The 13228-nt window shown below is 69.7% G+C and carries 9 protein-coding genes; 4 read left to right on the top strand and 5 right to left on the bottom strand.

Going from position 1 to position 13228, the window contains the following annotated elements:
• Positions 1–53 precede the first annotated feature (53 nt).
• The 3 genes from hisS to hisG are packed head-to-tail and all read left to right on the top strand — an operon-like array spanning position 54 to position 3635.
• The gene (gene hisS, locus AC07NN_RS16895; protein ID WP_494643318.1) at positions 54–1541 is read left to right on the top strand and encodes a histidine--tRNA ligase; all 1488 of its coding nucleotides are present in this window, start codon (positions 54–56) and stop codon (positions 1539–1541) included.
• The gene (locus tag AC07NN_RS16890) at positions 1498–2679 is read left to right on the top strand and encodes an ATP phosphoribosyltransferase regulatory subunit (protein WP_494643312.1); all 1182 of its coding nucleotides are present in this window, start codon (positions 1498–1500) and stop codon (positions 2677–2679) included. The genes hisS and AC07NN_RS16890 overlap by 44 nt, the downstream gene beginning before the upstream one ends.
• The gene (gene hisG / locus AC07NN_RS16885; RefSeq protein WP_494643307.1) at positions 2676–3635 is read left to right on the top strand and encodes an ATP phosphoribosyltransferase; all 960 of its coding nucleotides are present in this window, start codon (positions 2676–2678) and stop codon (positions 3633–3635) included. The genes AC07NN_RS16890 and hisG overlap by 4 nt, the downstream gene beginning before the upstream one ends.
• 779 nt (positions 3636–4414) lie before the next feature.
• Here the strand turns inward: hisG and AC07NN_RS16880 are convergent.
• A complete protein-coding gene (locus tag AC07NN_RS16880; RefSeq protein WP_494643305.1) occupies positions 4415–5281 on the bottom strand; it encodes a YwqG family protein in 867 nt (288 codons plus the stop codon).
• 194 nt (positions 5282–5475) lie between these two features.
• A complete protein-coding gene (locus AC07NN_RS16875) occupies positions 5476–7995 on the bottom strand; it encodes a hypothetical protein (RefSeq protein WP_494643302.1) in 2520 nt (839 codons plus the stop codon).
• Positions 7996–8201: 206 nt separating this feature from the next.
• Here AC07NN_RS16875 and AC07NN_RS16870 point away from each other — a divergent pair, with 206 nt between their 5' ends.
• Entirely contained in the window at positions 8202–10088 is a 1887-nt protein-coding gene (locus tag AC07NN_RS16870; RefSeq protein ID WP_494643300.1) for a M61 family metallopeptidase, read from the top strand.
• Between the two features lie 4 nt (positions 10089–10092).
• On the opposite strand, the gene AC07NN_RS16865 is transcribed toward AC07NN_RS16870, so the two are convergent.
• The 3 genes from AC07NN_RS16865 to AC07NN_RS16855 form a co-directional block, all read right to left on the bottom strand.
• Entirely contained in the window at positions 10093–11157 is a 1065-nt protein-coding gene (locus tag AC07NN_RS16865; protein WP_494643298.1) for a winged helix-turn-helix domain-containing protein, read from the bottom strand.
• 97 nt (positions 11158–11254) lie between these two features.
• Positions 11255–11983, bottom strand: a complete 729-nt coding sequence (locus AC07NN_RS16860) for a LytR/AlgR family response regulator transcription factor (protein WP_494643296.1) — start codon at positions 11981–11983, stop codon at positions 11255–11257.
• Positions 11983–13098: a sensor histidine kinase gene (locus tag AC07NN_RS16855; protein WP_494643294.1), complete on the bottom strand. Its 1116-nt coding sequence runs from the start codon at positions 13096–13098 to the stop codon at positions 11983–11985. The genes AC07NN_RS16860 and AC07NN_RS16855 overlap by 1 nt, the downstream gene beginning before the upstream one ends.
• Positions 13099–13228: the final 130 nt, after the last annotated feature.

Below are 13228 nucleotides of genomic sequence, written 5' to 3'. Positions count from 1 at the left end.
GCTTAAGCGCAAGCGCCATCCGTCGAAGCCTTGAAGATTCAGGACCGACGCAGATGACCGACGATACTTCCGCCAACGACACTCAAGACTTCCGCCCCGAGGCCCGCGCCCCCCGCGGCTTCGCCGACAAGCGCGCGCGCGACCTACGCGCCGAGCGGGCGATCCTGGAGGCGGTGTCGGCGGTCTATGAGCGCTACGGCTTCGAGGCGCTGGACACCGGGGCGTTCGAATATGCCGACGCCCTGGGCAAGTTCCTGCCCGACAGCGACCGGCCCAACGAGGGCGTGTTCGCGCTGCAGGACGACGACGAGCAGTGGATGGCGCTGCGCTACGACCTGACCGCGCCGCTGGCGCGGTTCGCGGCGCAGAACTGGGAGACCCTGCCCAAGCCGTTCCGCCGCTACGCCTTCGGGCCGGTGTGGCGCAACGAGAAGCCGGGGCCGGGGCGCTTCCGCCAGTTCATCCAGTGCGACGCCGACACGGTGGGCTCGGCCCGTCCGGAGGCCGACGCCGAGATCATCGCCATGGCGGTCGAGGGGCTGGAGGCGGCCGGCCTGCCGCGCGGCGCGGCGGTGCTGAAGATCAACAATCGCAAGCTGCTGAACGGCCTGCTGACGTCCGCCGGCGCCGAGAGCGCGGGCCAGAAGCTGGCCGTGCTGCGCGCGGTCGACAAGCTGGACCGCCTGGGCGTGGACGGTGTGCGCCTGCTGCTGGGCGAGGGGCGCCTCGACGAGAGCGGCGACTTCACCAAGGGCGCGGGCCTGAAGGGCAAGGCGGTCGACTCGGTGCTGGACTTCGTGTCCGCCGGGGCGGGCGGTCGGGCGGCGACGCTGGACAACATCGCCAAGGTGATCGGCGGCTCAGCCGAGGGCGACGAGGGCCTCTTGGAGCTGTCGCGGATCGACGCGGCGCTGACCAGCCTCGGCATCGCCGACGACCAGGCCTTCATCGATCCGTCGATCGTCCGGGGGCTGGAATACTACACCGGCGCGGTGTTCGAGGCCGAGCTGCTGCTGCAGACCACGGACGAGAAGGGGAACAAGGTCTCGTTCGGCTCGATCGGCGGCGGCGGGCGCTATGACGACCTGGTGGCGCGGTTCACCGGCACGGCGACGCCGGCCACGGGCTTCTCGTTCGGCGTCACCCGCCTGGCGGCGGCGCTGCGGGCGGCCGGGCGCGAGCCGGGCGGCGTGGCGCGCGGGCCGGTGGTGGTGATCACCTTCGACCAGGCGCACATGCCGGAGTACTTCTCCGTGGTCGGACAGCTGCGCGCGGCGGGCATTCCGGCCGAGGTCTATCTCGGGACCTCGGGCATGAAGCCGCAGATGAAATATGCCGACCGCCGCAACGCGCCGGCCGTTGTCATGCTGGGCGGGGACGAGATCGCCGCCGGCACGGTGACGATCAAGGACCTCGACGCGGGCCGCATGGCCGCCGAGGGCCTGGCCGACAACGCTGCCTGGAAGGCCGAGCGTCCCGGCCAGCAGACCATCCCGCGTGGCGACCTCGTGGCCGCCGTCCGCAAGATCATCGGGGGCTGATCACGTGAGGCTCGAGCGTTCCATTCCGGCGGAGGCGCTCGACGCCATCCGCGCTCCTCTGCTGGCGGCCGGCGCCGTGGCGACCGACGCCCCGGTGCTGCAGCCCCTGGGCCTGCTGCTGGACCTGGCCGGCGAGGCCATGCGCTCGCGGCTGTTCGTCGTCTCCGGCGACGGCGGCGAGGAGGCCTGCCTGCGTCCCGACTTCACCGTCGCCGTGGCGCGGGAGCACTTCGCGGGGGGCAGTGAGGCCGGCCGTTACCGCTACGAAGGCAAGGCGTTCCGCGTCGCGCCGCGCGGCTCGGACCGGGCCGAGGAGTTCCTGCAGCTGGGCGTCGAGGCCTTCGAAGCGGGCGACCCCGTGGCCGCCGACGCCGAGATCGCCGCGCTCGCTTGGGCGTCTTCCGCCGCCGGCGGACGAACCGACCTCTCGCTGATCCTGGGCGACGTCTCGCTGTTCGCGGCCTTCGTCGACAGCCTGGACCTGGCCGCGCCCCTGGCCGCGCGGCTCAAGCGCGCCTTCGCCAAGCCGCGCCAGCTGAAGGCCGAGCTGGACGGCGACGCCGCTGCTCCGCTGTCGGGCGAGCAAAGCCGCATCGCCTCGGTCCTGGCGGGCCTGCCCGAAGCCGAGGCCTCCGCCGTGCTGCAGGAGCTGTGGTCCCTGGCCGGCATCGAGCCCGTCGGGGGGCGCCGCCCGGCCGAGATCGCCCATCGCCTGGTCGAAAAGGCCGAGGCCGCCAAGGCCGGTCGTCTGGACGCCGAGCAGGCCGCCAAGGTCCGCGCCTTCCTCGCCGTCGCCGATCGTCCGGACGCGGCCCTGTCGGCCATCGCGGCGCTCGCGGGTCCGAACGACGGAGCCCTGACGGCCGCCATCGCCGGCTGGCGTTCGCGCCTGGCGGGCATGGCCGAGCGCGGCGCGCCCCTGGATCGCATGACGCTGGCGGCCGCCTTCGGCCGCGCCTTCGGCTACTACGACGGCTACCTGTTCGAGGTGCGCTCGGCCGTTCTTGGCGACGAGCGGCCGGTGGCCGCCGGCGGTCGCTACGACGGCCTGCCTTCGAAACTGGGCGTTACCGCCAACACCGGCGCCGTGGGCTTCATGATCCGCCCGGCGCGCGCCTATGCGGGAGGCGGCGAATGACTGTTGCTCCGATGATCTTCGCCATCCCCTCCAAGGGGCGCCTGAAGGACCAGGTCGAGGCCTGGCTGGCCGAGTGCGGCTTCAAGCTGGAAATGACCGGCGGCGCGCGGGGCTACTCGGCCGAGCTGGCCGGCCTGCCCGGCGTCTCGGTGCGTCTGCTGTCGGCGGGCGACATCGCCGCCGGCCTCGACAGCGGCGACCTGCACCTGGGCGTCACCGGCGAAGATTTGCTGCGCGAGCGCGGCGACGACATGGACAGTCGGGTCATGCTGCTGCGGGCGTTGGGCTTCGGCCGCGCCGACCTGGTGGTGACTGCGCCCAAGAACTGGCTGGACGTCGACACCATGGCCGATGTCGACGAGGTCGGGCACGCCCATCTCGCCAAGACCGGCCGCCGCCTGCGGGTGGCGACCAAGTACGTCACCCAGACCCGCGCCTTCTTCGCGCGCCACGGCGTCGCTGACTACCGCATCGTCGAGAGCAGCGGCGCCACCGAGGGGGCGCCGGCCGCCGGCGCGGCCGAACTGGTCGTCGACATCACCACCACCGGCGCGACCCTGGCGGCCAACGGCCTGAAGATCCTGTCGGACGGCGTGATCCTGAAGAGCCAGGCCCAGCTGACCGCCTCGCTGATCACCGACTGGTCGCCCGAGCAGCTGGAGAGCCTCAAGCGTCTGCTGTCGGTGGTCGAGGCCAAGGGCCGGGCGGGCAAGCTCGCCACCCTGGTCTGGCCGGCCGAGCAGGACGCCGCGGGCCAGGCGGCCGTGGCCGCCTTCGTCGCCAAGGGCGGCTCGCGCCGGGCCAACGGCGCCCTGCTGGCCACCGCCGACCTGTTCGACGCCGCCGCCGCCCTGGCCGCCGCCGGGGTCGAGCCGGTGACCGTGTCGCGCCCGGACTATGTGTTCGAGTCGCGCTCGGCGGTGCTGGACCGCTTCGCTGAAGCCCTCAAAAAGTAAGTTTTGATATTTCCGTCAAAAATAAGCGCTGAATCCGGGGGTAACTTCGACTGAGGCGTCCAAACTACGCCACTCGCGTCAAAAATTCGGCCAACCCTTTGCGAAAAAGGCGTTTGGCGCGTTGACACCGTCACGAATTTGACGTTTCTACACACTGCAAGGACGAAACGAGCCCAACAGAGAGCTCCCGTTCTTCGGCGTTTCGGGGAGGAAACGCCCGCCTAGATCGAGTGATCGAGAAAATAGCCAGCCCGTCGCGATTATCCCCCGCGGCGGGTTTGGTGTATCTGGGTTACGGCTCAGTTTTTGACTCTTCCGTCAAAATTTGTCCTGGAGGCTGAAAGCGCTTCCAACGTCGCGACGCTTGGGCGCGCTTGGGGCGAGCCCACCGTTGGCGGGTGCGATCCATGTCCGGGGCATTTGCTGGGAAGTTGGGTCTCGGGAGGTCGGGCGACCGGGCGCGCGCCTTTGCGGATGTTCGCGAACAACTCCCTCCCCCTTGTGGGGAGGGTGGCCCGCGTAGCGGGTCGGGTGGGGATCGGCGCGGGGCGGTCAAGGTTCGGGAGGCTGACGAAGCCCCACCCACCAGCTTCGCTGGTCCCCCCTCCCCACAAGGGGGAGGGAAGAGCGGCTTTCCTCCCTGAGCTGTCGCGGAGCGACTGAGGGGGCAAGCTGGACTTAGGCCGCGTTAGCCCCCTCCGGCCCTCTGGGCCACCTCCCCCGCATCGCGGGGGAGGAGAGTTCCGCTCTCCACCCCTTGCTGACCCCAGCATGCCGTCTCACGAGCTCTGCAGCACCATCCAGGCGCCGTCGAAATCGCCCCTGCGGGCTTCGTCCTCGCGCACCCAGAAGTAAAGCCTGCCCACATCGCCCCACATCATGTGGGCGGCGGCGTCGGAGTCGATCTGCAGCAGCAACCGCCAGTCCCTGGCGCCCGCCTCCAGGGCCTTCCGTTTGGGCGAGGCATAGCCTTCGGGGCTGCCGACATTGACGCCGCTGGAGGCCGGCTGGCACTCCAGCGCCATGGCGCTGGACTGGATCGCGGCGGGGTAGCCCGCGACCTGATGCCAAGGCGCGTCCCCGGGCGCGCTCGCGGACAGCCGGGCCTCATAGGCTTCGTATTCCGGCGTATCGACGTCCGGAGACGGGACGCCCATCAGCTCGGCGTCGGGCAGGGAGCGGCCGGGACGTCCGCCCAAGGCGCGCGCGTCGAAGACGGCGTGATCGGGCAGGTTCGGCGCGGCGAGGGCCTTGGCGGCGAAGCCGTTCGGATCGTGGATCACCGCCCAGCTGCCCCGGTCCGCCGGATCGAAGCCCCAGGTGGATTGCTCGGCGTCGTAGAAGAAGAACAGCGCGCCGTGGTCGGGCAGCCAGTCGGGGCCGCCGTTGGCGCGTAAGGCCGCGAGGTCCAGTTGAGCCAGGAACGATTGCGGCGCGCCCTTCCAGGTCGGCCAGCGGTGGCGGGGGTTCAGATCGGGCCGTCCGCCGATCTTGCCGACCGGGGCGCCGACGCCGGACTGCAAGAGCACGCAAGGCAGGGCCTGCGCCTCCATCAGCGTCACGATCGGCGCGGTTGGCGCCTTGGATCGCCGCGTGCAGCCCAGCAAGCCAGCCAGAAGGCCGGTCAGCAGCGTTCGGCGCATCATTTCCAGGCCTCGCATGGTCGTCGTGACGCGGGCTGTAGCATGCCGGCGCGAAGTTCCCGCTTCCGCTACCCGCCCCTGACGAACGTTGACTCGGCATCGCCGCGCGCGTCAGCCTGTTCGCGGGATGGTGTAAACTAGAACATACCGGTCACAACCGGAGTTGCAGGTTCAAGCCCTGCTCCCACAGGCGCGCCCTAGCCCGGCTGGAACACGTAGCCCGGCTGGCCGTATGTCCCCACGAGGTCCACCGCGAACGCCGCGTTGTCGAAGGCGACGGCGGCCCAGAAGGCGTCGTTGGCCTTGGCGTACATGCCGAGGTCTGCCTTGACGGCCTCGGCCAGCAGCCAGCCCACCATGGCCGCCTTCGTGCCGATGCCGGTCACGCCGTCCTGGCCGTAGGAGGCGAAATATTCCGACCGGGTCATGGTCACGCCGTTCAGGGTGAAGGTCGGGTCCAGCAGGGCGTGCAGCTTGGTGTCGGAAGGGGCGGCGCCGAAGATGGCCGCATAGGCCTTGCGGGTCGCCTCGAACAGGCTGAGGTCGCCGTACTGGGCCAGGAACTGGGCCTTGCCCTCGCCGGCCTTGCCGAGATTGACCGAGAAATTGATGTAGCGGTTCTCGAGGCTGAAGCTCTGGTAGTAGGTCGAATTCAGGTTGTTGGCGTTGGGGCCGGTCGGTGAGACCAGATAGTCCATGCCGCCCGCCGACGGCGTCTTGCCGGTGAAGAAGGCGTAGGACAGGGTCGCCACCGAGCTGGTGGCCCGAGCTTGGTCGATCACCAGCTTCAGCACCTGGCCTTGGGTGTCGGTCCCGGCGACGATCAGCTGGCCGATCTGGTTGGCCAGGCCGACATGGGGACCGGTCTTGGCGTCCTCGCGCAGCACGCGGCTGAACAGCGTCCCCGCCACCGTGTCGGCGACCGAGACGGTGGTGTCGGCGAACTGCAGCCACTGCACGTGGCTGAGGCTGGCGCTGGCGCCCGCGCCCGTGACCTTCAGGCCGGTGTCGCTGAGCTTGACCGCGTACTGGGCCGAGGCGGCGGCGAAGCTGGCCGTGTTCTGGTGTCCGGCCAGGCCGTCGACGGCGCCGTTCAGGGTCGAGGCGTTGACCGTGACCGCGAAGGCCGAGATCACCTTGCCCAGCGCGCCCTTGTCGGCCGCCAGCTGGGCGGCGGTCAGGGCCAGGGTCGGAGCGGTCTTGTCTTCCAGGGCGATCGAGACCAGGCGGCCGTCGGCGAAGTTGGTCTGCAGGGCGTCCAGGTTCGAGGCCAGCTCGGCCCCGCTCATGGCGTAGACGCCCATCGGAAAGGTCCCCAGCCCCTTCAGATAGACCGGCTCCTGGTGATGGACGTCGTCGACGCCGGAAGGAACGACCAGCAGGTCGTAGCGGTCGCCGACCTTGATGAAGTCGGCATAGGAGGTCAGTAGCCCCGTCGACGGGAATATGGCCGGATCGACGTGGATGAAGTGGCCGTGGCCGTCGTTCATGTAGACGTCGGGTAGCCCACCTTGGGGGCTGACGTTGGTGGAGACGATATCGGTCAGGCCATCGTTGTTGAGGTCCAGCAGCTGCACACCCCTGGAGGCGCTGTTTCGATTCTCGCCGATCAGCTTGGCGTCCGACTGGACCAGCGCGCCGTTCTTCAGTTCCAGCAGGAAGAAGCGCGTGACCGCGGGGACGCCCTGGATGTGATAGGCGCCGTCGGCGGAGACGGTATTCATCACCGCGCCGGTGAGATTGGCCAGGAACAGGGCCGGACCGTCCGGCTTGGAGGTCAGTTGGCCAAACAGCGCATAGAAGCCTTCGAACAGCAGGTCGCCGTCCACCATGCGGACATTCGAGGACGCCGAGTATTCGTTGTTCCAGGAATAGTAGCCGACACTGAGCGTCTGCGCGGGGAACGGGTCCAGCTGGCTGGTCACGTTCCAGTTTCCGGCTCCATCCTTGGCCATCAAGGCCATCTTGGTGTTGCCGTTGCCGTAGCCCAGCGTCACGATCTGGCTGTCCGACAGGATGATCGAGCCGTAGTTATGGACCGGCGCCGTGCCCACCTTGGTGAAGGTCAGGCCGTCGCTGTTCAGGCGATAGACGGGCTGGGGCGTAAAGGTCAGCCCGCCGGAGCTGATGAACGGCGTGCCGGCCGGCGCGTAGATCACGGAATAGTAGATCAGCGTCTGGCCGCCGCTGTTCACCACCCGGAACGAGTTCATGGCGCCCCAGCCGGGATCGCCGATATTGACCAGCTTGTAGGTCCCGTCCGGCTGCGAGAGATGGATCTGGGCGACGGCGTCCCTGTTGGTATTGTCGGCGTTGCTGCCCCGACCGTCCTCATTGTGCTCGGCCACCAGGATATCCGGGCGGCCGTCGCCATTGACGTCGGCGATATAGACTTGGGCGGTGAGGCTGTTGAGGGAAAGGCCCGTGGTCGGGCTGACGGCCGAGCCCAGCAGCTGCTGGGTGACGTCGACCATGTGGCCGTCCGCATCGAGGCGGAAGATGACCTCGCGATTGGCCGCTGGGCCTGTGGTCACCCTTCCCTGCTCGCCGAACCGCTGCATCGAATTGAGGCTGACGATAACGTAGTCGACGCCGTTCAACTGGAGCGGCGTCACGTTATGGATGAACACCAGATAGGGCGCGGTGAAGCTGGAGTAGTAGGTCTTCTGGAAGTCAGGAACGGCGCCGGGAAGAACCTGGAAAGCGACTGCCGGCATGGTGACGGGTTCCTGAGGGAGATTCGGGACGCGACGGCACTCTGTCCTGCGCATCAGAGACGCTGGGTGGCGCGAGCGCAAATCGTTTTCACGCGGGCGGTCGCGGGGCTCCGCGCCTACGCCCCTGACTTCTTGCGGGCGCTGCCCCCATTCGACATGGTGGCGCTCCACGGCCGCGTTCGAATGACGGCCTCAAGGGGATGTTGATGCGTAAGTCTCTGTTGGCCCTGACGGGTCTCGCCGCGCTCGTGGCCCAGCCGGTCCTGGCCCAGGAAAAGGCGGCCGATCCCGGGGCGAAGGCGCCGGTCCAGTACGACATCTCGTTCGAGAACGCCGCCCACCACGAGGCCAAGGTCACGGCCACCTTCCGGGGCGCGCCCAAGGGGCCGCTGGCCTTGCGGATGTCGCGCTCGTCGCCGGGCCGCTACGCGATCCACGAGTTCGCCAAGAACGTCTACCAGGTCACCGCCACCGACGGGGCGGGCAAGCCGCTGAAGGTCGAGCGGACCGAGCCCTATGGCTGGTCGGTCGCCGGTCACGACGGCACGGTGAAGCTCACCTATACTCTGTACGCGGACCGGGGCGACGGCACCTATTCGCAGGTCGACGCCAGCCATGCGCACCTGAACATGCCGGCCACCTTCGTGTGGGCCGCCGGCTATGACGACAAGCCGATCCGCGTGAAGTTCAACCGCGCCGATCCCAGCTGGAAAGTCGCCACCCAGCTGCCCGCCGCCTCGGGCGAGGCCGACACGTACTGGGCCCCGAACCTGCAGTACTTCATGGACAGCCCGACCGAGATCAGCGCCCTGACGGTGCGCGAGTGGCAGGTCGCGGACGCCGGCAAGACCTACACCTTCCGCCTGGCCATGCACCCTCCGGGTACGGACGCCGACGCCGACGTCTTCGCCGACAAGCTGAAGAAGATCGTGCCCGAGCACATCAAGGTGTTCGGCGAGCTGCCGAAGTTCGACCACGGCGAATACACCTTCATCGCCGACTACATGCCGCAGATCACCGGCGATGGCATGGAGCACCGCAACTCCACCTTCATCAGCCAGCCGGTGTCGCTGTTCCGCGCCAACTTCGCCCAGCTGGGCACGGCCAGCCACGAGTTCTTCCACGCCTGGAACGTCGAGCGCATCCGCCCGGCCGAGCTGGAGCCGTTCGACTTCAGCAAGGCCAATCCGACCCCGTCGCTGTGGCTGGCCGAGGGCTTCACCCAGTATTACGGCCCGCTGCTGATCCGCCGCTCGGGCCAGTCGACGGTGGACGAGTATCTGAAGACCCTGGGCGGCACGCTGAACGGCGTGGTCAACAGCCCGGGCCGGCTCTACGGCTCGCCGCAGGAGATGAGCCTGCGCGCGCCGTTCGTCGACGCCGCCGCGGCCCTCGATCCGACCAATCCGAACATCTTCACCTCGTACTATCCCTATGGCGCGATCGTCGGCCTGGCGCTGGACCTGCAGCTGCGGGAGCGGGCCCCAGTGGAAGGCAAGTCGCTGAGCCTCGACGACTACATGCGGCAGATGTGGCGCAAGCACGGGGCGCCGGAGAAACCGTACAAGCCGGCGGATGCGCGCCAGGCCTTGGCCGACGTGACGGGCGATGCGGCCTTCGCCACCAACTTCTTCAAGGCCAGCGTCGAGGGTTCTGACCTGCCCAACTTCGAGCCGCTGCTGGAGCAGGCCGGCCTGAAGCTGCGTCGCGCCTCGCCCAAGAAGGCCTGGCTGGGCGCGGCTCGTGTCCGGGTGAACGGCGCCGAGGTGATCTTGGCCGAGCCGCCCGTCCCGAACAGCCCGCTTTATGGCGCCGGTCTCGAGGTCGGCGATCGCATCGTCAGCATCGGCCGCTTCGAGTTCGCCAACGAGGCCGACTGGACCGACGCCCTGGGCCGTCTCAAGCCCGACGAGGCCCTGACCGTGAAGTTCGTCCAGCGCGGGCAGGCGCGCGAGGCGCAGATCAAGGTGGGATCGGACCCGACGCTGGAAGTGGTGCGCTACGAGACCGCCGGCCTGAAGCCGACGGACGCGCAGCTGGCCTTCCGCACGCGCTGGCTGGGGGCGGACACGGCGACGGTGGCGGCGAAGTAGGGGCCTAGCGCTCCCGCCGCCTCGCCCAGAGCATCGCGCCGATCAGGCCGGCGGCGAACAGCGCGCCTTCGGCCGCGCCGGTGACAGCCTGGCTGAGCGGGCCGAAGGTCGCCTCGCCCAGCAGGCCGCCGATGGTCCCCAGCCGCAGGCGGGAGTCCGGGAAGCCCTGGGCCAGGAGGTCCAGGCTGCCGCCCATCAGGCGTCCGCCCAGCAGGGGGATCGCGAGGCCCGCCGCGCCGCCGGCCAGGGCGGCGAGGCCGGTGCGCCGCAGGAGGCCGCCCTTCGTCCGCTCGGCCAGCCAGGCGCCCAGGCCGACCGCGCCGCCCAGCAGCACGCCCTCGCCGCCGCCGGTGATGCCTTCGGGCGCATGGCCGAACAGCAGGGCGAAAGCGTCGAGGCCGACGAGCTTGACCGCCGCGCCGACGACCAGACCGCCGACCGCCCCGCCGAACGGCGCGCGCCACCAGGGACGGCCGGGAGCGAGCTCGGCGGCGGCGATGCCGAAGGCGACACCCGCTCCGCCCAGCAGGGCGATGACCACGGTGAGGCAGGCCAGGACCAGCACCGTCGAGACGGCGCTGGCGCCGGCCTGCGCGGCGCCGATGACGCCGTAGATCAGGCCGCCCAGAGCTCCGGCCGCCACCGCGCCCAGGGTCCCGGCGCCGCCGCGCGCGAAGATGCTCCGCCAGGCGGGAGCGGGCGTGGAGGCGGGCGCTGCGGGCGGTGGCGAGTCTTCGCCGACGCTGCCTCCTTCGACGCTCACCGGAGCCACGAAGCGATAGCCGTGCTTGGGCACGGTCTGGATGAAGCGCGGGGCGTCGACCGCGTCGTCGAGGGTTCGGCGCAGCGTGCGCACGCACTGGGTCAGGGCTTCGTCCGTGACCGGAACACCGCGCCAGACCTCCTCCAGGAAGCGCTCCTTGGAGACCAGCTTGCCGTGCTCGCGGACCAGCAGGGCCAGGGCGTCGAAATAGCGGGCGTTCAGAGCGACGACCGCGCCGTCGCGGGTCAGGCGGCGGTCGGCGAGGTCGAGCTCGAAGCGGTCGAAGCGGAAACTGTCCGAAGCCAATGTCGGCGAAACCTCGCGAGGCCTGCGAACCGAGGCCGAAGCGGAGACTCTTTCAAGGCCGCGCGAAAGGCAATGACGGAAGGTCGGGCGGTCCGCTCTACTCCGGCGCGGCCAGGCTCAGGGTTTCGACGACCTGGAAGGCGTAGGTCGAGCCGACCGGCACCTTGATGTCGTCGGCGAGGACCACGGCGGTGATGGCGCGGCCATGGCCCTTGACCTCGCGGACGCGACTGGCGCGGACGAAGGCGGAGCGGTGGACGCGCAGCAGGCCCGCGCCGCGCAGCTCCTTCTCCAGCGCCGACATGGTCGAGCGGTGCAGGTAGCTGCGGGTCGAGGTGTGCAGCAGGACATAGTCCTTGGCGGCCTCGATCCAGTCGATCTCGGACAGGGCCACGCGGACCGAGCCGGTGCGGGTCTGCACCCAGATGGCGCGACCGTCGATCATCGGGTCGGCGGGGCGGGCGGTGGTCTCGCGGCGGCGCTTGGCGCGCTCCATGGCCTGGCGGAGGCGGTCGAAGCGGACGGGTTTCAGCAGATAGTCCAGCGCCTCGACCTCGAAGGCGTCGGCGGCGAAGATCTCGAAGGCGGTGACGAAGACGATCTCCGGGCGCTGCTGCGGCGGCAGCAGGCTGGCGACCGTCAGGCCGTTGAGATCGGGCATCTGGATGTCCAGCAGCACGAGGTCAGGCCGCAGGTCGCCGATCGCCGCCAGGGCGCTCTCGCCGTCGGCGGCCGAGCCGATCAGCTCGACGCCGGGGATCTGGCGGATCAGGACCTCGAGCCGCTCAAGGGCGGCGGGTTCGTCGTCGACGATCAGGACTCGCATCAGGCCGCCTCCTGGCTGGCGACGCCGCCCAGCGGCAGGCGAAGCGTGACGGTGAAGCCCGGATCCTTCGGCTCGGCGACGAGGACGCCGCGTGGGCCGTAGAGCACTTCGAGGCGCTCGCGGATGGCCGCCAGGCCGATGCCGCTGCTGGGCGCAGGCAGGCTGGAGCTCAAGGGGCGGGCGTCATCGGAAACGGTGATCACCAGGTCTTGGCCCGCCGCCTGAGCCTGGGCCTCGATGCGGATGACCAGGCTGACGCGGTTCCGGCTGCGCGAGACGCCGTGCTTGATGGCGTTCTCGACCAGCGGCTGGAGGATGAAGCTGGGCACGGGCGCGTCGCGCAGCGGCTCGGGGCAGAGGATCTGGGTCGACAGACGCTCTCGGAAGCGTTCGGCCTCGATCTCCAGATAAGCCTCGACCGTGCCGAGCTCGTCCTCGAGGGGGATGAAGGCGTTGGCGTCGGTCGACAGGGTCTGGCGCAGGAAGGAGGCCAGGCGGGCCAGCATGGTCTCGGCGTCGGCGGTGCGCTCCGTCACCACGGCCGAGCTGACCGCGTTCAGCGTGTTGAACAGGAAGTGCGGGTTCAGCTGGTAGCGCAGGGCGGCCAGGCGGGCGGCGGTTGCCGTCGCGCGGGCCTGGGCGGTCTGGCTTTCGGCGAAGACCAGTTGCTCCTCACGCCGGCGCAGGCGGGCGCTGAACTCGATCAGCATGGTCGCGGCGGCGAAGATCACGAAGATCCAGCCCAGGAAGATCGTATTGGCGATGGCGCGCACGGCCATGTAGCGCAGGGGTCTGGGCTCGGTCAGGCCGACCTTGGCCAGGATCATGCCGCCCAGCCCGTCGATCAGTCCCAGAAGCAGCGACGCGACGATCGCGCCGACGATGGCCGAGGCCAGATAGCGCCTCGGCGCGGATTGCGAGCGACCGCGCAGCCACTCGTAGAGGCCGGCGCAGAGCAGCCATCCCGCCACCACGAAGGTCGCCACCGTGATCAGCACGCCGGGCGTGATCTGCCCGGCCACCAGCGCGGGGGCGAACAGCGGGGGGATGTTCACGGTCCAGAGCAGGGCGGCGATCGCCCAGGCCCGGAGCCGCGGGGCGGTCGGAAATCTCATGGGGCGAGCCTAGCAAAGGTCGCGCTTGCGGCCCAATGCGCCCGTCGTTCCAAACCGGCCGTTCGTCGACAGCCGGCGCGGGGTGGTCCCCGGGGTTCGTCGCGCCAGGACGCAGGCTGGTCGAAATCGC

The organism is Caulobacter sp. GW821-FHT09H08, from assembly GCF_059415885.1.
The sequence above is the reverse complement of the archived record's forward strand: the minus strand, read 5'-3'. Positions and strand labels throughout refer to the sequence as shown.